21 protein-coding genes are annotated in these 20,837 nt (G+C 70.5%); 5 read left to right on the top strand and 16 right to left on the bottom strand.

The features are described 5' to 3' along the window. The first annotated feature begins 87 nt into the window (after window positions 1-87). Entirely contained in the window at window positions 88-1,524 is a 1,437-nt protein-coding gene (gndA, locus tag AC1UKG_RS08540) for an NADP-dependent phosphogluconate dehydrogenase (RefSeq protein ID WP_482642278.1), read from the top strand. A gap of 16 nt (window positions 1,525-1,540) precedes the next feature. On the opposite strand, the gene AC1UKG_RS08535 is transcribed toward gndA, so the two are convergent. The 12 genes from AC1UKG_RS08535 to hrcA all read right to left on the bottom strand — a co-directional run bounded on the left by AC1UKG_RS08535 (window position 1,541) and on the right by hrcA (window position 12,436). Further along, window positions 1,541-2,317 (bottom strand): isoprenyl transferase, encoded by a 777-nt coding sequence (locus tag AC1UKG_RS08535; RefSeq protein ID WP_018746017.1) that lies wholly within the window; start codon window positions 2,315-2,317, stop codon window positions 1,541-1,543. A 41-nt stretch (window positions 2,318-2,358) separates the two neighbouring features. Then, entirely contained in the window at window positions 2,359-3,195 is an 837-nt protein-coding gene (recO, locus tag AC1UKG_RS08530) for a DNA repair protein RecO (protein WP_018746018.1), read from the bottom strand. 63 nt (window positions 3,196-3,258) lie between these two features. Then, window positions 3,259-4,458 (bottom strand): acyltransferase family protein, encoded by a 1,200-nt coding sequence (locus AC1UKG_RS08525; protein ID WP_018746019.1) that lies wholly within the window; start codon window positions 4,456-4,458, stop codon window positions 3,259-3,261. A 168-nt stretch (window positions 4,459-4,626) separates the two neighbouring features. Further along, window positions 4,627-5,526 carry a GTPase Era gene (gene era / locus AC1UKG_RS08520; RefSeq protein ID WP_018746020.1) on the bottom strand — a complete coding sequence of 300 codons (900 nt, stop codon included), beginning with the start codon at window positions 5,524-5,526 and terminating at the stop codon, window positions 4,627-4,629. After that, window positions 5,523-5,900, bottom strand: a complete 378-nt coding sequence (locus AC1UKG_RS08515) for a cytidine/deoxycytidylate deaminase family protein (RefSeq protein ID WP_018741536.1) — start codon at window positions 5,898-5,900, stop codon at window positions 5,523-5,525. The genes era and AC1UKG_RS08515 overlap by 4 nt, the downstream gene beginning before the upstream one ends. Beyond that, window positions 5,893-7,308 (bottom strand): hemolysin family protein, encoded by a 1,416-nt coding sequence (locus AC1UKG_RS08510; RefSeq protein WP_026271748.1) that lies wholly within the window; start codon window positions 7,306-7,308, stop codon window positions 5,893-5,895. Before AC1UKG_RS08510 ends, AC1UKG_RS08515 begins: the two co-directional genes overlap by 8 nt. Continuing rightward, window positions 7,284-7,757 (bottom strand): rRNA maturation RNase YbeY, encoded by a 474-nt coding sequence (ybeY, locus tag AC1UKG_RS08505; RefSeq protein WP_018746022.1) that lies wholly within the window; start codon window positions 7,755-7,757, stop codon window positions 7,284-7,286. The genes AC1UKG_RS08510 and ybeY overlap by 25 nt, the downstream gene beginning before the upstream one ends. A 17-nt stretch (window positions 7,758-7,774) precedes the next feature. After that, window positions 7,775-8,833: a PhoH family protein gene (locus tag AC1UKG_RS08500; protein WP_026271747.1), complete on the bottom strand. Its 1,059-nt coding sequence runs from the start codon at window positions 8,831-8,833 to the stop codon at window positions 7,775-7,777. A gap of 146 nt (window positions 8,834-8,979) precedes the next feature. Further along, entirely contained in the window at window positions 8,980-9,342 is a 363-nt protein-coding gene (locus AC1UKG_RS08495; protein ID WP_018815419.1) for a histidine triad nucleotide-binding protein, read from the bottom strand. A 56-nt stretch (window positions 9,343-9,398) separates the two neighbouring features. Continuing rightward, window positions 9,399-10,133, bottom strand: coding sequence for a 16S rRNA (uracil(1498)-N(3))-methyltransferase (locus tag AC1UKG_RS08490; protein WP_018746025.1), 735 nt, complete (start codon window positions 10,131-10,133; stop codon window positions 9,399-9,401). 65 nt (window positions 10,134-10,198) lie between these two features. Continuing rightward, complete coding sequence (gene dnaJ / locus AC1UKG_RS08485; protein ID WP_018746026.1) at window positions 10,199-11,344, bottom strand: molecular chaperone DnaJ; 1,146 nt, start codon at window positions 11,342-11,344, stop codon at window positions 10,199-10,201. A 69-nt stretch (window positions 11,345-11,413) separates the two neighbouring features. Continuing rightward, complete coding sequence (gene hrcA, locus AC1UKG_RS08480) at window positions 11,414-12,436, bottom strand: heat-inducible transcriptional repressor HrcA (RefSeq protein ID WP_018746027.1); 1,023 nt, start codon at window positions 12,434-12,436, stop codon at window positions 11,414-11,416. A gap of 239 nt (window positions 12,437-12,675) precedes the next feature. Between hrcA and AC1UKG_RS08475 the strand changes: the two genes are divergently transcribed. Beyond that, window positions 12,676-13,257, top strand: coding sequence for a magnetosome magnetite crystal formation protein family (locus tag AC1UKG_RS08475; RefSeq protein ID WP_475891035.1), 582 nt, complete (start codon window positions 12,676-12,678; stop codon window positions 13,255-13,257). A 94-nt stretch (window positions 13,258-13,351) separates the two neighbouring features. Here AC1UKG_RS08475 and hemW read toward each other — a convergent pair whose 3' ends face one another. Next, window positions 13,352-14,575 (bottom strand): radical SAM family heme chaperone HemW, encoded by a 1,224-nt coding sequence (gene hemW, locus AC1UKG_RS08470; protein WP_018815418.1) that lies wholly within the window; start codon window positions 14,573-14,575, stop codon window positions 13,352-13,354. Between the two features lie 18 nt (window positions 14,576-14,593). Here hemW and AC1UKG_RS08465 point away from each other — a divergent pair, with 18 nt between their 5' ends. Together AC1UKG_RS08465 and AC1UKG_RS08460 are read left to right on the top strand one after the other, a co-directional pair. Then, the gene (locus AC1UKG_RS08465) at window positions 14,594-15,376 is read left to right on the top strand and encodes an enoyl-CoA hydratase-related protein (RefSeq protein WP_018815417.1); all 783 of its coding nucleotides are present in this window, start codon (window positions 14,594-14,596) and stop codon (window positions 15,374-15,376) included. A gap of 195 nt (window positions 15,377-15,571) precedes the next feature. Beyond that, a complete protein-coding gene (locus AC1UKG_RS08460) occupies window positions 15,572-16,432 on the top strand; it encodes a hypothetical protein (RefSeq protein ID WP_018746031.1) in 861 nt (286 codons plus the stop codon). A gap of 10 nt (window positions 16,433-16,442) precedes the next feature. On the opposite strand, the gene AC1UKG_RS08455 is transcribed toward AC1UKG_RS08460, so the two are convergent. The 3 genes from AC1UKG_RS08455 to AC1UKG_RS08445 form a co-directional block, all read right to left on the bottom strand. Then, on the bottom strand, window positions 16,443-16,727 hold the full coding sequence (locus tag AC1UKG_RS08455; RefSeq protein ID WP_018815416.1) for a hypothetical protein: 285 nt from the start codon (window positions 16,725-16,727) through the stop codon (window positions 16,443-16,445). A 132-nt stretch (window positions 16,728-16,859) separates the two neighbouring features. Further along, window positions 16,860-18,740: a translation elongation factor 4 gene (lepA, locus tag AC1UKG_RS08450; RefSeq protein WP_018746033.1), complete on the bottom strand. Its 1,881-nt coding sequence runs from the start codon at window positions 18,738-18,740 to the stop codon at window positions 16,860-16,862. 195 nt (window positions 18,741-18,935) lie between these two features. Further along, entirely contained in the window at window positions 18,936-19,472 is a 537-nt protein-coding gene (locus tag AC1UKG_RS08445) for a DUF4240 domain-containing protein (RefSeq protein WP_018746034.1), read from the bottom strand. A 176-nt stretch (window positions 19,473-19,648) separates the two neighbouring features. Here AC1UKG_RS08445 and AC1UKG_RS08440 point away from each other — a divergent pair, with 176 nt between their 5' ends. Continuing rightward, entirely contained in the window at window positions 19,649-20,710 is a 1,062-nt protein-coding gene (locus tag AC1UKG_RS08440; RefSeq protein WP_018815414.1) for a phosphotransferase, read from the top strand. The last annotated feature ends 127 nt before the right edge of the window (window positions 20,711-20,837 follow it).

The raw sequence follows: 20,837 nt of genomic DNA, 5'->3' as shown, positions 1-20,837 counted from the left end.
GAACACCACCGGGTGGACTGGCTGCAGACCAGCGGAACATGGAGCGCGATACGGTCACAGGCGGAGTTCGAGGCGGAGGTGGCAGGGATGAGCGGGCAGGCACAGATCGGCGTTACCGGGCTGGCGGTGATGGGTCGCAATCTCGCCCGGAACCTGGCCCGCAACGGCTTCGTCGTGGCGGTGCACAACCGCTCTCCAGAACGGACCCGCCGGCTGGTCGCCGAGCACGGCGAGGAGGGGCGGTTCGTCCCCACCGACTCGCTGGCCGACTTCGTCGCCGCGCTGGAGCGCCCCCGGGCGGTCATCACGATGGTCAAGGCCGGCGCCCCGACCGACGCCGTCATTGACGAGTTGGTGCCGCTGCTCGATGCCGGCGACATCATCGTCGACTGCGGCAACGCCCACTTCGCCGACAGCCGGCGACGCGAGGAGGCGCTGCGCAGGCAGGGACTGCACTTCGTCGGCACCGGTGTCTCCGGTGGCGAGGAGGGCGCGTTGTGGGGGCCGAGCATCATGCCGGGCGGCTCCGCCGAGTCCTACCTGAAGCTGGGGCCGATCTTCGAACGGATCGCGGCGCAGGTGGACGGCGAGCCCTGCTGCCGGCACATCGGGCCGGACGGCGCCGGCCACTTCGTCAAGATGGTCCACAACGGCATCGAGTACGCCGACATGCAGCTCATCGCCGAGGCTTACGACCTGCTGCGGGTTGGACTGAACGCGACCCCGGCCGAGTTGGCGGAGATCTTCCGACAGTGGAACTCCAGCGAGCTGGAGTCGTACCTCATCGAGATCACCGCTGACGTGCTCGGGCACACCGACGCCGGCACCGGGCGGGCCTTCGTGGACATCGTGCTCGACCAGGCGGAGCAGAAGGGCACCGGACGCTGGACCGTGCAGAACGCCCTGGACCTCGGCATCCCGATCACCGGCATCGCCGAGGCGACGTTCGTGCGTTCCCTCTCCGGACACGCCGACCAGCGCGCGGCCGTCCGCCACGCCTTCGCCGAGCCGGGCCCGACCTGGCAGGTCCAGGACCGGGACGCCTTTGTCGAGGACGTCCGGCGCGCGCTGCTGGCCACCAAGATCATCGCGTATGCGCAGGGCTTCGACCAGATTCGGGCCGGCAGCCAGGAGTACGACTGGGACATCGACCTCGGCGGCACCGCCACGATCTGGCGCGGCGGATGCATCATCCGGGCCCGCTTCCTCGACCGGATCCGGCAGGCCTACGACGACCAACCCGACCTGCCCACGCTGCTGGTGGCGCCGTGGTTCGCCGACGCCGTACGCGCCGGTTTGTCGGGGTGGCGGCGCGTGGTCGCCGAGGCTGCCCACGCCGGTGTGCCCACCCCCGCGTTCGCCTCGTCCCTGTCCTACTTCGACGCGCTGCGCGCGGACCGGCTACCGGCGGCCCTGATCCAGGGCCTGCGGGACAACTTCGGCGCCCACACCTACCGCCGGGTTGACCGCGACGGTTCCTACCACACCCTCTGGGCCGGCGACCGCGGTGAGGTCGAAGCCTGACCCCGGGCGCTCGGGGTCAGGTGGTCGGCGCCACCGGGTTCGGTAGCGCTCCGCCAAACCGGCGGTCCCGCTGGGCATAGAGCTCACAGGCGTACCAGAGATGCCGGCGGTCAAAGTCCGGCCAGAGCGTGTCCAGGAAGACCAGTTCGGCGTAGGCGCTCTGCCAGAGCAGGAAGTTCGAGGTGCGTTGCTCTCCGGAGGGGCGCAGGAAGAGATCCACGTCGGGGACCTCCGGGTGGTAGAGGTGGCGGGCCAGGGTCTTCTCGGTGACCTTGGCCGGGTCGAGCCGGCCGGCAGCCACCTCCCGGGCAATCGCGGCGGCGGCGTCGGCGATCTCGGCCTGCCCACCATAGTTGACGCAGAACTGCAGGGTGAGCGTGGAGTTGCCGCGGGACATCTCCTCGGCCGCCTGCAACTCCGAGATGACGCTCTTCCACAGCCGCCCGGACCGGCCCGACCAGACAACCCGTACGCCCAGGTCGACAAGCTGGTCACGGCGGCGGCGGAGCACATCCCGGTTGAAGCCCATCAGGAAGCGCACCTCGTCCGGCGAACGCCGCCAGTTCTCCGTCGAGAACGCGTACGCCGACAGGTACGGGATGCCCAGCTCGATCGCGCCCTCAACGGCGTCGAAGAGGGAGAACTCTCCCGCCTCATGCCCTTTCGTACGCGCAAGCCCGCGCTCCTTGGCCCACCGGCCGTTGCCGTCCATCACCACCGCGACGTGCCGCGGCAACGCCTCGGCGGGCAGCGCCGGTGGCCGGGCACCGGACGGGTGGGGGGTGGGCGGCACCGGCGTACGGCCGGGGCGCCTGATCGATCGGATCACTCGGTCTACTCCCTGTCCACGCCGGCCGCGGCCGGCCCGACTCCGCCGGCCGGCGTCCCGACCGCGCCGGCGGCCGGACCGCCCCGGTCCACCAGCGGCAGCGAGCGTAGCGCGCGCTCCAGATGCCACTGCAGGTGCGCCGCGACCAGCCCGCTGCACTCTCGACGAACGCCGTTCTCGGCGGCGTCGGCAACCCGCCAGTCACCGCTGGTGAGCGCGGCCATCAGGTCAATGGTGGCCGGTGCGGGGTGGGCCGCGCCGGGCGGCCGACAGTCGAGGCAGACGGCACCGCCGGCCGGGACGGAGAAGGCCCGGTGCCGCCCTGGCGTGCCGCAGACCGCGCAGCCGGCCAGCGCCGGCGCCCACCCAGCCAGGGCCATGCCACGCAGCAGGTACGCGTCCAGCACCAGAGTCGCCGCATGCTCCCCGTCGGCCAGCGCACGCAGCGCCCCCAGGGTGAGTTGGAACAACCGCAGCGACGGTTCCCGCTCGACCGGGGTGAGCCGCTCCGCGGTCTCGCAGACCGCACTCGCCGCCGTGTAGCGGGGGTAGTCGCCGAGGAGGCGCTTGCCGTACAGGTCAATGCCCTCGACCTGGCTGACCGTGTGCAGCGAGCTGCCCTGCTGGCCCTTCGGGTCGCCGGCGAGTTGCAGGTCGATGTGGCCGAAGGGCTCCAGCCGGGCGCCGAACTTGCTGGTGATCCGGCGCACCCCGCGGGCCACCGCGCGCAGCCGCCCGTGCCGACGGCTGAGCAGGGTGATGATGCGATCCGACTCGCCGAGCTTCTGCACGCGCAGCACCACCGCGTCGTCACGGTAGAGCTGTCGGCGGTACCCGGCCATCGGATCATTCTCCCTCAGGGTGACAGCTCCGGGCCGGCTCGGGGTGGACGCGGCGCCGGATGGTCATCGTGCGTTGCTCTCCACGCTCCCGGTCTGTACGCGCTCGCTCTCCGCCGACCGGGGCGCCGGCACCACCGGCTGCTTCCGCGCCGTCCCGGCCTGGTCCGCCGCATCGACTGCGGCCTGCGTCGCCGCCCCCTCGGGCGTGGCCGCCGCCCCCTCAGACGTAGCCGCCGCCCCCTCGGGCGTGGTTGTCGTTCGCCGTCCGAAACCGGGGATCAACTCGGGCCGGCGCCGGGCCGCGATGTCCTCAACCCAGCCGACAAGCATGATGACGACCCCGAGCAGGGCGAATACCAGCACGACCCGGATGGCCAGGCCGAGCAGATTCTGGTGGGACCAACCCACCACGTCCACCAGCGGGGTGAGCGCTGCCACGAAGGCCATGTGCCACAGGTACACGGTGAGTGCGCGCCGGTTGACCAGGGTGACCACCCGACCGAAGAACGCGTTGCGGTCGATCCACGCTGTTCTCGCCGGCTCCCGCCCGAGCACGACCAGGATGACACCGGCCGACCAGAGGGCGTTGGCGAGCGGATTTCCGTTGAGGTCAAGCCCCTTGGTACCGGGCTGGGTCAGGTTCCACCAGCCGCCGAGGGCGACCAGAGCGATCGCGGTCGGCCACAGGACGCGGTTGGCGAGTCGGCGCAGCATCCCCGCCTGGTGGGCGAAGCCCAACATCCACGCTCCGAGGTACAGGCCGAACTGCTGCACCACCATCGGCGGATTCGGGTACAGCCCCAGTTCGATCGCCACCGTCAGCGCGTACGGGGCGATCAGGGTGGGCAGCGGGAACCGACGGAACAACCACAACGCCAGCGGGGAGGCGAGGACAAACCAGAGGTAGTTGCGCAGATACCAGATCGGGCCCAGCACCGGTATTCCCCAGTCGTTCCGCGGTGGGTCGGCTACCGGGAAGAGCCAGAGCAGGAGCTCTGGGGTGAACGACAGGCCGCTGAGCAGCATCGCGGGCACCAAGATCGCGCCGAGCACCCAGAACGACGGCAGCAGCCGCCGCAACCGACGACCGACCGCCGCCGTCCCGAACCGATGCAGGGACGCCGCCATCAGCGATCCGGCCAGCGCGAACATCACCGACATCGCGGGAAAGACCAGCGTCATGGTGGCCCACCCAGTTACGTGGTAGACCACGACCCGGACAACAGCGAGGGCACGCAGCAGGTCTAGGTAACGATTTCGCATCAGCTCGCTACTGGTTTCGGACGAGGGGAGGGAAACACAATCCCCTACCCTCCGCCCGAGACCTGGAAAGCGCGAGACCCGCCGGAGGAAAAGTGAAATTCCTCATCAGTCCCGCCCGAAGGCTGACAAGCCACTCGGAACACTCAGCTACCAGCCGAGCGCCCCGGGCTAGAAGCCGAGCTTACGAAGCTGTTTCGGGTCCCGCTGCCAGTCCTTCGCCACCCGCACGTGCAGGTCGAGGTAGACCCGGCTGCCGAGCAGCTCCTCGATCTGCCGCCGCGCCCGGATGCCGACATCCCGAAGCCGGCTGGCCCGGTGCCCGATCACGATCGCCTTCTGGCTCGGCCGCTCGACGTACACATCGGCGTAGATCTTGATGACCCGTTCCGCGGGGATCATCTCCTCCACCACCACCGCGATGGAGTGCGGCAACTCGTCGCGCACACCCTCCAGCGCCGCCTCCCGGATCAGCTCGGCCACCAGCACCTGCTCCGGTTCCTCGGTGAGCATGTCGTCCGGGTAGAGCTGCGGTGACTCCGGCAGGTAGCGGGTCATCACGTCCACCAGCGTGTCAACCTGATGCCCGGAGACCGCACTGACCGGCACGACCTCCGCGAAGTCCGCCAGTTCACTCACCGCGACCAGCTGCTTGGCCAGCTGCTCCCGGTCGACCAGGTCGGTCTTCGTCACCACCGCGAGCACGGTCGCCTTCAGCTCGGCCAACTCGCCGGAGATGAAGCGGTCACCCCGGCCGATCGGCTCGTCCGCCGGGATACAGAGGCCGATCACGTCAACCTCGCTCCACGTCTGCCGCACCAGATCGTTGAGGCGCTCGCCGAGCAGCGTCCGGGGCCGGTGCAGGCCCGGCGTGTCCACCAGCACGAGCTGCGAGTCGGGCCGGTGCAGCACCGCCCGAATAACGTGCCGGGTTGTCTGCGGCTTACTCGAGGTGATGGCGATCTTCTGCCCGACGATCGCGTTGGTCAACGTCGACTTGCCGGCGTTCGGCCGTCCCACGAAGCAGCCAAAGCCCGCCCGGTACGGCTGCCGAGGGTTCGCGGAGGTCACTCGGCCACCGTCCCGAGGAGCGTGCCGTCCGGGGCCGCCACATGGATCGGTGCGTCGGCGGCGAGGTCACGGACCGCCGCGTGGCCAGCACCGTCCAGCGTTGACGCCTCGGTCACCACCGCGGCGGCCTCCAGCCGGGTACAGCCAGCCGCCGCCGCCGAACCCACCGCGAGCTGAAGCGCGGTCAACGCCAGCGAAGGCAGCGAGACGCTCGCCGCGGCGTACGTCCGACCGTCCTGGTCCCGGACCGCGGCACCTTCGACGGCACCGATCCGGCCACGCGCCCCCCGGGCCAGGACGACCAGCTTGGCGTCCTCGGCGGTCAGCTCCACCGGGGTGGCCCCAGTAGTCGGTACGGCGGGTGACTCAGGCATCGGCGGGTTGCCTCTCCTCGGCGTGGTCGGTGTCGCCCGGGGCGTCGGCGGGTTCACCACGTCCCGGATCGTGCTGTTGGTCGGCCGGTTCCACCCGACGCACCAGGACCGTGTCGATCCGGTTGCGCCGCCCGGTGGTGCCCTCAGCGAGCAGCCGCAGACCGGCCACCTCGACCTGGGCGCCGGGGATCGGAACCCGGCCCAGGGACTGCGCGAGCAGGCCGCCCACCGTCTCTACCTCATCGCTGGGCAGCTCGGTGTCGAACAACTCGCCGAGGTCCTCCACGGGTAGCCGCGCGGTGACCCGCACCGCGTCGTCGTCGAGGTGCTCGACCGGCGGACGCTCAACATCGTACTCGTCGGTGATCTCGCCGACGATCTCCTCCAGGATGTCCTCGATGGTGACCAGCCCGCCGGTCCCGCCGTACTCGTCAACGACGATCACCAGGTGGTTCCGGGCAGCCTGCATCTCCGAGAGGAGGTCATCAACCGGCTTGGACTCCGGCACGAAGGTGGCCGGGCGCATCAGCTCGGCCACCGGGAGGCGCCGATCCTCCGGGGCACCGCCCTGCGTACGCCGAATCAGATCTTTCAGATAGAGCACCCCAAGCACATCGTCAACGCTCTCGCCGATGACCGGGATGCGGGAGAAACCGGACCGCAGAAAGAGCGCCAGGGCCTGGGAGAGCGTCTTGTGCCGCTCGATCCAGACCATCTCGGTACGCGGCACCATCACCTCGCGGACGATGGTGTCACCGAGCGCGAAAACCGAGTGGATCATCTGCCGCTCGCCATGCTCCACCACGCCGCGCTGCTCGGCCAGATCGACCAGCTCGCGCAGCTCCACCTGGGTGGCGAAGGGACCCTCCCGGAAACCGCGCCCCGGGGTGACCGCGTTACCGATCAGAATCAACAAGGAAGCGAGGGGGTTGAGTGCCCGACCCAGCCAACGCACCAGCGGCGCCACCCCACGACCCACCGCGTAGGCATGCTGCCGGCCGATGGTGCGCGGTCCGACGCCGACCACCACGAAGCTGACCACGGTCATCGCCCCGGCGGTCACCACCGCGGCCAGCCAGCCGGCGCCGAGCGAGTCGACCGCAACCAGCGCTACCAGCGTGGTCGCGCTCAACTCGGCGAGCAACCGCAACAGCAGCAGCAGGTTGAGGTGCCGGACCACGTCCCCGGCGACAGACTGTAACGCTCGGGCGCCCCGGGCTCCGTCGCGGACCAACTCGGCCGCCCGGGCCGGCGAGACGGCGGCGAGCGCCGCCTCGGTCATCGCGATCAGGCCGGCGAGGACCACCAGCCCAGCCGCGAGGAGAACCAACTGCACGTCGGGGAGGCCGGACGTACCGGCCGTCGCTGCGGCAAGAGAGGCCATCATCGTGACCGGGTCGACCGCCAGCTCACCAGCAGCCGGGCTTGGAGGGCGAACATCTCCCGCTCCTCCTCCGGCTCGGCATGGTCGTAGCCGAGCAGGTGCAACACCCCGTGCACGGTGAGTAGGTGCAGCTCATCGGCGGTGGAGTGACCCGCGGTGGCCGCCTGCTTCGCGGCCACCTCGGGGCAGAGCACGATGTCACCGAGCAATGCCGGCTCGGCGCCGACGGTGCCGCTCTCCCCCGGCCCGTGGTCAACGCTGCCCTCGTCCATCGGGAAGGCGAGGACATCGGTCGGGCCGTCCCCACCCATCCAGCGGTGGTTCAACTCGGCCATGTAGTCGATATCGACAAGCAGCACGGACAGCTCGGCGAGCTGGTTGACCCCCATCTCGTCGAGGGCGTGCCGGGCGACGGCGAGTATCGCGTCGGTGTCGACGTCAACCCCGGACTCATTGGCAATCTCGATGGACACTGTCTTCCTTCGCCTCGTTAGCGACGCCGACCGGCGCGGCCACCCTGGGTGGGCCGCCCGGGCACCGCTTGCACGCTCTTCGCCTGCTGATTCTCCCGCGCCACGTCCCAGCGGGCGTACGCGTCAACGATCTCCCCGACCAGCCGGTGTCGGACCACGTCCGAGCTGGAGAGCTGGGCGAAGTGCACGTCCGCCACGTCGGTGAGGATCTCCCGGACGACCCGCAGGCCACTGGTCGTCCCGCCGGGAAGGTCCACCTGAGTGATGTCACCGGTAACAACGATCTTGGAACCGAAGCCGAGCCGGGTGAGGAACATCTTCATCTGCTCAGGCGTGGTGTTCTGCGCCTCGTCCAGGATGATGAACGCGTCATTGAGCGTACGACCCCGCATGTACGCCAACGGCGCCACCTCGATCGTGCCCGCCGCCATCAGCTTCGGGATCGACTCCGGGTCGAGCATGTCGTGCAACGCGTCGTACAGCGGCCGCAGATACGGATCGATCTTCTCGTTCAGGGTGCCGGGCAGGAAGCCCAGCCGCTCGCCTGCCTCGACCGCTGGCCGGGTAAGAATGATCCGGTTGACCTGCTTGGCCTGCAGCGCCTGGACCGCCTTCGCCATCGCCAGGTAGGTCTTGCCGGTGCCGGCGGGACCGATGCCGAAGACGATGGTGTGCGCGTCGATGGCGTCCACGTAGCGCTTCTGCCCGAGGGTCTTGGGACGAATGGTGCGACCACGCCGGGAGAGGATGTTGAGCGTCAGGACCTCGGCGGGCCGCTCGGCGCTGCCCTGCTCGAGCATGCCGACGGTGCGCCGAACGGCGTCGGTGGTCAGCGTCTCACCTTTCTCGATGAGTTCGATCAATTCGCCGAAGAGCCGCTCGGCGAGAGCGTTGTCCGCGGGCGCGCCGGTGATCGTGATCTCGTTACCCCGGACATGCACGTCACTGCTCACGGAGCGCTCGACCAGTCGCAGGATCTCGTCCCCCGCACCGAGGAGATTGACCATAATCTTCGGTTCCGGGACGGTGATCCTGGTTTGGACCTGGGGCGGGCCGGGAGGCGGGGTGCTGGTCATAGGTTGGGCCGAGTGGCCCTGAGCCACCTGCTCTCGATCTCGGCGCCGGGCCGATCGCCGCGGCGTGCTGGGCGTTGCCCCCATCGTATCGGGTCAACCGCCACGGCACCTCGCCCAATTCCCCTGTCGGCCGGCTCGCACCGCCGTCAGCCGACGTTACCGGTCAGCATCGGCCCGAGCGGCGCACCACCGAGCAGGTGGGCGTGGACGTGGAAGACCTCCTGGCCGCCGTACGCCCCGGTGTTGAAGAGCAGCCGGAAGCCGTCACCGAGCAGCCCCTCCTCCTCGGCCACCGCGGCGGCGGTGGCGAGCACCTCAGCGGCGAGCCCCGGGTCCCCCTCCGCCAGGGTGGCCACGTCGGCATAGTGCTCCTTCGGGATCACCAGCACGTGCACCGGAGCCTTCGGACCGATGTCACGGAACGCGAGGGTTGTCCGAGTTTCTCGGACAACGGTGGCGGGAATCTCACCGGCGACGATCCGGCAGAACAGACAGTCAGTTGTGCTCACCGGGGCAGTGTAGGGAAAGGCTCCGGTCACCGCCGCCCAGAGCGGGAGAACCGGCGCTACCAACGGCCAAGACGGGCGGCGAGCACCGAAAGCGCCGCCACTCCGGCGGTGGAGGTACGCAGCACCGACGGGCCCAGCCGCACCGTCCGGGCTCCGGCTTCGGTGAAGGCGGCCAGCTCGGCCGGGGCAACGCCGCCCTCGGGGCCGACCACCAGCATGATCTCGCCGCGGTCTGGCAGCTCCGCGGTGACCAGACGCTCCTCCGCCTGCTCGTGCAGGACGAACGCCGCCGCAGCGCCGGCGATCCGGCGAGCCACCTCGGAGGTCGCTTCGGCCGGTGCGCCGGTCACCACCGGCAGCCAGGCCCGCCGGGCCTGCTTGGCGGCCTCCCGCGCGGTGGCGACCCACTTCCCCCGGGCACGTGCCCCCCGGTCGCCCCGCCACTGGGTGACCGAGCGCGCGGCCGTCCAGGGCACGATCGCATCCACCCCGACCTCGGTCATCGCCTGCACGGCCAGCTCACCCCGCTCCCCCTTGGCCAGCCCCTGAACGACGACGAGCTGGTGGGCGGGGGCGGCCCGATGGTCCCGGGAGGTGATCCGAAGGTCAAGCACGCCCTTTCCCACCGCCGTGACCACGGCGGCGGCCGTGCCACCACGGCCGTCAGCGAGCAGCAACTCCTCGCCGGCTCGCAACCGCTGCACAGTCGCGGCGTGATGCCCCTCCGGCCCGTCCAGGGTCGCCGTCTCGGCGGTGGGCAACGACTCGACCAGGAACAGCGGCGCGGACACGGTGCCAGGCTAGCGGCCGTCCCGGCGTCCCGGCCCGATGGCCTGGGACACCGGGACGGGTCGAGTCAGGCGTGGCCGTTGAAGGCGTCCCGCATCCGAGAGAAGAAGCCGCCCTGCTTGGTCAGCTCGGCGACCTCCTCGCCCCGGGTCTGGGCGAACTCGCGCAGCATCTGTTCCTGATCGGCGTCCAGCTTGGTCGGCGTCCGCACGTCCAGGTGGACGAGCAGATCACCCCGGCCGGTCCCACGCAGGTGCGGCACGCCGCGGGCGCGGAGCCGCAGCATGCTGCCGGGCTGGGTACCGGGCTTGACGTCCACCGGCTCCTCGCTGTCCAGTGTCTTGATGGTCAGACGGGTGCCGAGCGCCGCCGTCGTCATCGGGACAGCCACCCGGCAGTGCAGATCATCGCCCTTGCGGGAGAAGACATCGTGCGGGCGTTCGTGGATCTCCACGTAGAGATCACCCGCGGTGCCACCGCCGGGGCCCACCTCGCCCTGCTGGGCCAGCCGAATCCGCATCCCGTCCTCGACCCCGGCGGGAATCTTGACGGTCAGCGAACGCCGGGTCCGCACCCGGCCGTCCCCGGCACAGGTGGGGCAGGGGTGCGGAATTGTGGTGCCGTAGCCCTGGCAGGCGGTACACGGGCGAGCCGAAACCACCTGCCCGAGGAAGGTGCGTTGCACCGACTGCACCTCGCCCCGCCCGCCACACGCCTCGCAGCTCTCCGGATGGGTGCCGGCTGCGGTGCCCGCACCGGAGCAGGTGGTGCAGAGCACGGCGGTGTCGACCGTGATCGGCGCCTCCACGCCGAACGCGGTCTCGGGCAGGTCCAGTTCGAGGCGCAGGATCGCGTCGGAGCCCGGCCGGGTGCGGGGGCGCGGCCCTCGCCCACCGCCGCTGGCGGCCCCGCCGAAGAAGGCGTCCATGATGTCCTGGAAGCCCACGAATGGACCGGCTTCGCCGGGTCCACCCGGTCCGCCGCCCCCGCCGCCGGGGGCGAGCGGATCGCCACCGAGGTCAACGATCTGCCGCTTCCGGTCGTCGGAGAGGACCTCGTACGCGGCGTTGATGTCCTTGAACTTCTCTTGCGCCTCCACGTCCGGATTCACGTCCGGGTGGTACTTGCGCGCGAGCTTGCGGTAGGCGCGCTTGATCTCGTCGTCGGAGGCTTCCCGGCTCACGCCGAGGATGCCGTAGTAGTCCTTGGCCACTGCGTTCGGTGTCCTCATGTTCGTCTCGCTTGCGCCGACCGCCGGCCCGATCCGGCCGGACGGTAATGCCTAGTTCTGGGCCAGCAGGTCGCCCACGTAGCGTGCCACGGCCCGAACCGTGGCGATGGTGCTGGGATAGTCCATCCGAGTCGGCCCGACCACTCCGAGACCACCCAGGATGGTCACCCCTGGTCCGTACCCGGTGCTCACCACGGAGGTAGCGCGGAGATTGTCGATTTCGTTCTCGTCGCCGATCCGGACGCGCATCGCGCTCGGCTCGGCCTCCCCGATGAGTTTGAGGAGGACCACCTCCTCCTCCAGTGCCTCCAGGATGGGGCGCAACGACCCCTGGAAGTCGAGCAGGCCACCGCGGGTGAGATTGGCGGTGCCGGCGAGGGCGATGCGCTCCTCGTGCCGCTCGACCAACGTCTCCAGCAGGACGGTGGAGAGAGTGATCATGGCCGGTCGCAGCTCCCCGCTCACCTCGTCAACCAACGCCTGCACCAGTGGTGGCGTGTCGGCGAGCCGGGTACCGACCAGCCTCTCGTTGACCAGCTGACGCAGATCGATCACGTCGTCTGGGGGGATCGGCCCGGGTAGCTCGACGAGCCGCTGCTCGACCCGACCCGTGTCGGCGATCATGACAAGCATCAGCCGGGTGGTGGAGATCGGCACCAGCTCCAGGTGCCGAACCGAGGACCGGGCCAGCGACGGGTACTGCACGACAGCGACCTGCCGGGTCAGCTGGGCCAGCAGCCGGACCGTGCGGTGCACCACGTCATCGAGGTCGACCGCGCCGACCAGGAAGCGCTCGATCGCCCGGCGCTCGGCCGGGGTGAGCGGCTTCACCCGGGACAGCCGGTCCACGAAGAGCCGATAGCCACGGTCAGTGGGCACCCGGCCCGCGCTGGTGTGCGGCTGCCGAATGTAGCCCTCCTCCTCCAGGACCGCCATGTCGTTGCGGACGGTCGCTGGGGAGACCCCGAGTTGGTGGCGCTCGACCAGCATCTTGCTGCCGACGGGCTCCTGCGTGGCGACGTAGTCCTCGACGATCGCGCGCAGCACCGCTAGTTTGCGGTCGTCGAGACCCATCCTTCCCCCCTCCTCCCACAGTGCGTCGGCCGTCGAGGCGCTTCCTGGCACTCGACTCTAGCGAGTGCCAGTCTACGTCGGCACGCCCGGCAACGCGATGATCAACAAATATCGAGTGCCGTCAGCGAATAATGGCGCTGGGCCTGCTGCCCGATCCGACGACCCCGACCTAACATGATCATCTGGACAGCCGGGGCGGTGCACTGGGGCTCGTGGTCCGCTGCGCCTACGGTGACCTCATGACGGAACCACCTCGCCCTCCCACCGGCGGAGAGCCTGGGCCACCCGGTCCGGGCCCCAACGACCCCACCACCCCGATGCCCGGAACACCCGACCCGGGTAGCTATCCGCCACCGGGCAGCTACCCGCCCCCCGGTGCCGTGCCGCCGCCCGGCGGCTACCCACCCGATGGTGGATACGGCCCACCCAGCGGTGGGTACGGCCCACCCAGCGGTGGATACGGCCCACCCAGCGGTTACGGAAACAGCGAGGACCGGATGTGGGTCCTCGTCGCGCACCTCGGCGGCGCGGTCGGCGCACTGATCAGCTTTGGTCTGTTCGGGTTCATCGCCCCACTGGTCGCCTACCTGGCCCGCGGCAACCAGTCACCGACCGTCCGCGCGCACGCCCAGGCGGCGCTCAACTTCCAGATCACCTGGTCCCTGATCGCCTTCGTTCTACTCTTCGTGGGCTGGTGCCTGCTGTTCCTGCCGAACATCGCCGTCGTGGCAATCCAGATTCTGTTCGGTATCATCGCCGCCCTGCGGGCGAATGAAGGCCGGCAGTACCGCTACCCGATGTCGGTCAGCCTCATCAAGTGAAGCCCGACTGGCCGGATCCCGATTGACCGGGCTCCGGCCGGCCGGCTCCGCTGCTGCCCGGTGTCATCGCCGTCGCGGTCCACGCCGGCGCCGATCAACCGAGCAGGTCCCGCACCACCGCATCCGCGAGCAGCCGACCGCGCAGGGTCAACACCGCCCGACCGTCGCCGTACGCCGCCTCGGCCAGCAGACCCGCCGCCCGCGCCCGATCGGCACCGGCGCGACCGGCGGGGTCCAACACGTCCAGCGGCAGACCCGCGGCGAGCCGGAGCCGCAGCATGACATCCTCCAGGTGCGCCTCGTCGGCGGTCAGCACCTCCCGGGCCAAGCCCGGCGACGCCCCCGCCGCGAGCCGCTGCGCGTACGCCGTGGGGTGTTTGACGTTCCACCAGCGCACCCCACCGACGTGGCTGTGCGCCCCCGGGCCGAGGCCCCACCAGTTGCCACCGGTCCAGTACAAGAGGTTGTGCCGGCACCGGGCAGCCGGTGTCCGCGCCCAGTTGGAGACCTCGTACCAGAAGAACCCGGCGGCGTCGAGGGCCGCCTCCGCGGCCAGGTAACGGTCCGCGGCAACGTCGTCGCTGGGCTGCGCCAACTCGCCCCGCCGCACCCGGGCCGCGAGCCGGGTCCCCTCCTCCACGATCAGGGAGTACGCGCTGACGTGGTCCACTCCCGCGGCGACCACCTCGTCGAGCGAGGCGGCGAAGTCGGCCGCGCTCTCCCCCGGCGTCCCGTAGATCAGATCCAGGTTGACGTGGTCGAACCCGGCCTCCCGGGCCTCCCGGGCGGCGGCGACGGCCCGGCCGGCGCTGTGCCGCCGGTCCAGGATCGCGAGCACCCCGGGCGACGCGGACTGCATGCCCAGCGAGATCCTCGTGTAGCCGGCAGCCCGCAGCGCGGCAAGGGATCGCGGGGTGACCGACTCCGGGTTGGCCTCCGTGGTGATCTCCGCGTCGGCCGCCAGCCCCCAGGTGCGGTCGATGGCGTCGAGGATCCGGGCGAGGTCCGCGGCGGGCAACAGGGTGGGGGTGCCACCGCCGACGAAAACCGTGTCGACCCGGGGCGGAGGGTTCTCACGCAGCACCCGGGCGGCCAGCGCGAGTTCGGCAAGTACGGTGTCGGCGTACTCCTCCCGGCTGGCGCCACCTCCCAACTCGGTGGACGTGTAGGTGTTGAAGTCGCAGTAGCCGCACCGGCTGGCGCAGAAGGGGACGTGTACGTACACGCCGAACCCCCGCGTTCCCACCGAGGTCAGGGCGGCTGTGGGCAGCGATCCATCCACCGGGATGCGCTCGCCTTCTGGTAGGACACCGGGCATGGCCACTAGTGTGCCCGCATGACCTCTCCCGACGCGCTGGTGCGGGCCGCCACGGCCGGCGGGGTGACCACCCTCACCCTGAACAGCCCACACAACCGCAACGCGCTCTCCACCCCGCTGATGACCCAGCTGCTCGACGGACTCGCCGCGGCGGTCGCCGACGACGCCGTACGCGCGCTCGTGCTGGACCACTCCGGGCCGGTCTTCTGCTCCGGTGCCGACCTGAAGGAGACCGCCGCCGCGTACGCCAGCGGCACGGTGCCGGCCGGGATGCTCGGTGACGTGCTCGCGGCCGTAGCGGAATGCCCGAAGCCGGTGGTGGCGCGGGTGGCCGGGCCGGCACGGGCCGGCGGGCTGGGCCTGATCGCCGCGGCCGATCTGGCGATCTGCGCCCGGGAGGCGACGTTCGCCTTCACCGAGGTCCGAATCGGGGTGATCCCGGCGGTGATCTCGGCGACGGTGCTGCCCCGACTGCGGCCCCGCGCCGCGGCCGAGCTCTACCTGACCGGGGACACCTTCGACGGGCAGCGGGCCGCCGAAGTCGGTTTGGTCACCACGGCCGTGCCGCTGGCGGAGTTGGACGCCGTCGTCGCCGGCTACTGCGACTCGCTGGTCCGGGGCGCACCCGGCGCACTGGCCGGAGCCAAACAGCTGCTCCGCCGCCCCACCGTGACCGATCTGCGGGGCGAACTCGCCGACCTGGCCGCCCTCTCCACCGACTACTTTCTCTCCGCGGAGGGGCTGGAGGGCGTGTCGGCGTTCCGGGAAAAACGGCCAGCGAGCTGGGTACCGGGCGAGTAACCGGGTTGCTGGCCGGCCCGGCACGGGCGGTAGCCCCGGGTTTCTGGGCGCCTCGGCACGGGAAGTCGCTGGCGCCCACCGCCGCCTCGACCGACCGGCAGCCGACCGACCACACGCCCGGGCAGCGCCGCCCCGGCTGCCCGGCGGCTCACCGGGACACGGGGCTTACGCTTGTCGGACTCGTTGAAACAGGGGGTGCAGGTGCGAATTCGGGCAGTCGTAGCGACTGGCATCGTTCTGGCGCTCGTCGCCATGGTCGGGCTCTTCGTCACCTTCCGGCACATCGCGGATGGGCTTCGGCTCCCGTTCGCCGGACGGAGCTGCACTGTGCAGGCAGACGGCCAGGTCGAGCTGGATGCCGGCCAGATGGCCAATGCGGCAACGATCGCGGCCATCGGGGCGCAGCGCGGCATGCCGGAACGGGCGGTGGTGGTGGCGCTGGCGACCGCGTACCAGGAGTCGGGGCTGCGTAACCTGGCCGGCGGCGACCGGGACTCGGTGGGCCTGTTCCAGCAACGGCCCAGCCAGGGCTGGGGCTCGCCAGCCGAGATCCGGGACCCGCGGTACGCGACGAACACCTTCTACGCCGCGCTGGCGAAGGTGCGCGACTGGGAAGAGATGCGGGTGACCGACGCCGCCCAGACAGTACAGCGCTCGGCCTTCCCGGAGGCATACCAGAAGTGGGCCGACGAGTCGGAGGTGCTGAGCCGCGCCCTGCTCGGTCAGGCCAGCGGAGCGGTGGCCTGCGCCGTCAACGACGATCCGCAGCACCGCGGGGCCGCGGCGACCGCGGCGCTGGCCCAGGGGCTCGCCCTGGACTGGGGGCTCGCCCCCGAGTCCGCGGCGGCCGGCCCGACCCGGTTGACCGTGACCGTGGACGACGAACAGGGCGGCTGGCGGTACGCGCACTGGTTGGTGTCACACGCCCAGGACAACGGGGTCCAGCTGGTCCACTTCCAAGGGCTTCGGTGGACCGCGGAGGAGGGAGTCTGGACCCCGATAGCCGGCAAACAGAGCCCCACCCGGGTGGTAGCCGAGGTCCTCGGCGTCTCCTGAGGACGCCGGATCACCGGCGGGCGCTGCCACGGTGCCAGCCCAGGCGCGCCACCACGGCCACCGCGATGGCGGCGAAGACAACCTGGAGCAGCAGCTCACGCCAATCGAATCCGTCGGCTTCGGCGAAGCCAACGGAGCGAGCGACGATCGCCCCGAGCAGCGCGGCACCGACACCGATCAACAGGTGTAGCCAGCCCGGCATGTCCTGCCGGCCCGGCACGACCAACCGGCCCAGCGCCCCGACGACAAGACCGACGAGCAGCGTGATGAGGATGCCGGAGACGGTCAGCTCCACGGTCGTTCTCCTCTGCCGGGAAGGGCGAGTCCGGTGTGACCGGCGGCGGTGTGCACCGTTCCCGACCTGAGGAGCCCCAAACCGCCGCCTACGGCCAGACGCCGGGTGCCCGCTCCGCCGCGGCAGCCGTACTCACTTCTTACCGGACGTCTTGCCGCCGCCCCCGGAGTCCGAGGAGAGCGCGGCGATGAATGCCTCCTGCGGCACCTCGACCCGGCCCACCATCTTCATCCGCTTCTTGCCTTCCTTCTGCTTCTCCAGCAACTTGCGCTTCCGGCTGATGTCACCGCCGTAGCACTTCGCCAGGACGTCCTTGCGGATCGCGCGAATCGTCTCCCGGGCGATCACCCGACTGCCGATCGCCGCCTGGATGGGCACCTCGAACTGCTGACGGGGGATCAGGGAGCGCAGCTTCGCGGCGATGGTGGTGCCGTAGGCGTACGCCTTGTCCTTGTGCACGATCGCGCTGAACGCGTCGACCGGCTCGCCGTGCAGCAGGATGTCCACCTTGACCAGGTCGGAGGCCTGCTCGCCGGAGGGCTCGTAGTCCAACGACGCGTACCCCTTGGTGCGGCTCTTGAGCTGGTCGAAGAAGTCGAAAATGATCTCCGCCAACGGCAGCGTGTAGCGCAGCTCCACCCGGTCGGCGGAGAGGTAGTCCATGCCGAGCAGCGTGCCCCGGCGGCCCTGACAGAGCTCCATGACCGCGCCGACGAAGTCGTTCGGGGTCAACACGGTGGCGCGCACCACCGGCTCATACACTTCGGCGATCTTGCCGGTCGGGTACTCGCTCGGGTTGGTGACCACGACCTCCTCGCCCTCCTCGCTGATGGCCCGGTAGACCACGTTCGGCGCGGTGGAGATCAGGTCGAGGTTGAACTCCCGCTCCAGCCGCTCCCGGATGATCTCCAGGTGCAGCAGGCCGAGGAAGCCGCAGCGAAAGCCGAAGCCGAGCGCACCGGAGGTCTCCGGCTCGTAGGTCAGCGCCGCGTCATTGAGCTTGAGCTTGTCCAAGGCGTCCCGCAGGTTCGGGTAGTCCGACCCGTCGATCGGGTAGAGGCCGGAGTAGACCATCGGCTTCGGATCCTTGTACCCGCCGAGCGGCTCGCCCGCCGGCCGCGCGTTGATGGTGACAGTGTCACCGACCCGCGACTGCCGGACATCCTTCACACCGGTGATCAGATATCCAACCTCGCCGACACCGAGGGCGTCCGCCTTGACCATCTCCGGGGAGATCACACCGATCTCCAGCAGCTCGTGGACCGCACCGGTGGACATCATCTTGATCCGGTCCCGGGCGTTGATCTGCCCGTCAACCACCCGGACGTAGGTGACCACGCCCCGGTAGACGTCGTACACCGAATCGAAGATCATTGCCCGGGCCGACGACTCCGCCACACCGACCGGCGGGGTGAACTGCCGGACGATCTCGTCGAGCAGATGCGGCACGCCGTCGCCGGTCTTGCCGGAGACCCGGATGCAGTCCGCCGGATCGCCACCGATCAGGTGGGCCAGCTCCTCGGCGTACTTCTCCGGCTGCGCCGCCGGCAGGTCGATCTTGTTGAGCACCGGGATGATGTGCAGATCGTTCTCGAGCGCCAGGTAGAGGTTGGCCAGGGTCTGCGCCTCGATACCCTGGGCGGCGTCGACCAACAGGATTGCGCCCTCGCAGGCCGCCAGGGAGCGGGAGACCTCGTAGCTGAAGTCAACGTGCCCGGGGGTGTCGATCATGTTGAGCACGGCGCTCTCGCCGGCCCGCTCCCCCTCCCGAATCGCCCACGGCATCCGGACGGCCTGACTCTTGATGGTGATCCCGCGCTCCCGCTCGATGTCCATCCGATCGAGGTATTGCGCCCGCATCTGCCGGGGGTCGACCACCCCGGTGAGCTGCAACATCCGGTCGGCCAGGGTCGACTTCCCATGATCGATGTGGGCGATGATGCAGAAGTTCCGGATACGCGCCGGTTCGGTGGCACCAGGAGTGTTCGCGCCGGAATCGAGCGTCGGTGGCACAGCGGTCCGTTCTGGTCGACTGACGTTGAGCGGGCCGGCGCGGCACCGGCCCCCTCTATGCTCCCACGCCACGCTCGCGGGTCCGCTGTGCGGGCAAACCCGAGCCCGCCCGCCGACGAACCAGGCCTCCTCAGCGGCCGGCCGGGTTGTTCGCCCGACAGCCCAACGGATCCGTGGTAAATGGGCGAATCCGAATTATTCGCCTGGCGGCTCGACGAAGAGGGCGGCGAGCTTCGGAAGCCGGTGGCGAGCCTCATCCGCGTCGTCGAAATCCCAGAAGTCATTCAGGTCCGGCACCGGAACCGGGTCCCGGTCCGCCGGCAGCTCGGCCGCGGTCGCCTTCCGGTAGGCCTCCCACGGCACAGCCAGCATTCGGGCACAGGCGAACTCCTCACCCGACAACGACGCGCTCCGTACCGGCGACAGATCGGCCAGCGAGTCCGGCTCGGCGACGGCACGCGCGAACACCTCGCGCCCCTGGGTCATCAGCCAGCCGCGGAAGTCGTGGAAGCCGTCGTCGGAGATCCCTCCGTTGATCAGGTACGCCGCACCCCAGAGGTCCACCCGATGCGAGGCGGCCAGCACCCGGGCCTGATGGCGGGTGTATCCGAGGATCTCCTCCGGCTCCCGCGCCGCGAGCAGGGCCACGGCCCGAACGGCGACCGCGTCCGGCGCTCCCCCGCCCCCGGTCCGGGCCTCGTCAATCAGCTGCCAGAAGTCGTCGGTCCGCATGGCCCGCCAGTCTTCCAGACCCGCCGGGCAGAGACGTCCCACCACCTTCCCGAACCCGCGGGTCACGGCTGGCCGACGACATCGGCCGTTCCGACGTCGACACGTTGCCCACTTTGCCCGGTGGGCTGGCAAATCCGTACGACACTGGAAAGATGCCGAGTTCACCCCCGCGCCCCGTGACCACCCGCCGGCCCGGCTGGTCCGACCTGCCAGTGGGTCTGCGGGCAGCCCTCGCCGACCGCCTCGGCGCCCCCGTGGTCGCCACCCGCATCGCGACCGCCGGCTTCACCCGAGGCTTCGCCGGAGTGCTCTCCGCCGCCGACGGTGGCCGGGTTTTCGTCAAGGCCGCGCCCCGCGACTCCCACCTGGCCAACTGGTACTGGCGAGAGGCCACGGTCCTGGACCGGCTCCCACCCGGGCTGCCGGCACCCCGAACCCGCTGGACACTGGCGGAGTCCGGCTGGTTCGCCGTCGCCCTCGACGTGGTTGACGGCTATCCACCCGGACACCCCTGGGAGCCGTCGGAGCTGACCACCACCCTGACCGCGTACGCGGATGTCGCCGCCGCCCTGGACCCACCGCCCAGCGACCTCGCCGCGCTCAACCCGCCGCACCTGGCCGAGCTGGCCCAAGCCGACATCCTCCGCTGGGATGACGTGGCAGCGGGCCGGGAGCCTTCTCCGCCACTGCCGGCCGGGCTCGAGCAGCGGCTACCCGAACTGGTCGGGCTCGAGTCCCGACTCCCGGGGTACCTCGCCCCGGCGTCCGGATTGATCCATGGTGACCTGCGGCCGGACAACGTGCTCCTCACCGCACACGGGCAGGTGTGGTTCTGTGACTGGACCTGGCTCTGCCGCGGTCCGGCCTGGTTCGACCTGGTCACGCTCCTCCTCGGGGGGCAGACCGTGGAGCAGCAGGAGGTCACCGTCGCGGCGCTGGCCGGGACCGGCGGCGCGAGCTCCCCGACCGAGCCCACGAGCTCCCCCTTCCCGGAGGCCGCCGTCGGACCGGCGCCCGACCTGACCACCGATTGGCTGGACGCCGCCTTCGCGGCCCACCCGACTACCGCCGATGCCCCGCCGGATGCCCTGGATGTCACGCTGGCGGCGCTGGCCGGCTACTTCCTCACCACCGCGGCCACGGTTCCGGAGACCGCGACCGAGCAGCTCGCGGCCCACCAGCGCCGCAGCGGCGAGTACGCGCTCGACTGGCTCGCCCGCCGGCAGGGCTGGAGCTGAGCCCCGCCGGAGGGAAGGCTCCACCGCCCCCGCACCGGGACCGTCGGTGGTTGGGAGGCGGCTTTTGGCGCTGCCCGAGCCACCTGGTAGCCTGGCACTTCGCGCGACGATGACGCATGCTCGCCGC

The sequence above is a fragment of the Salinispora sp. CH2A1_6 genome (assembly GCF_056820975.1).
This window is presented reverse-complemented; position numbering and strand designations above follow the sequence as displayed.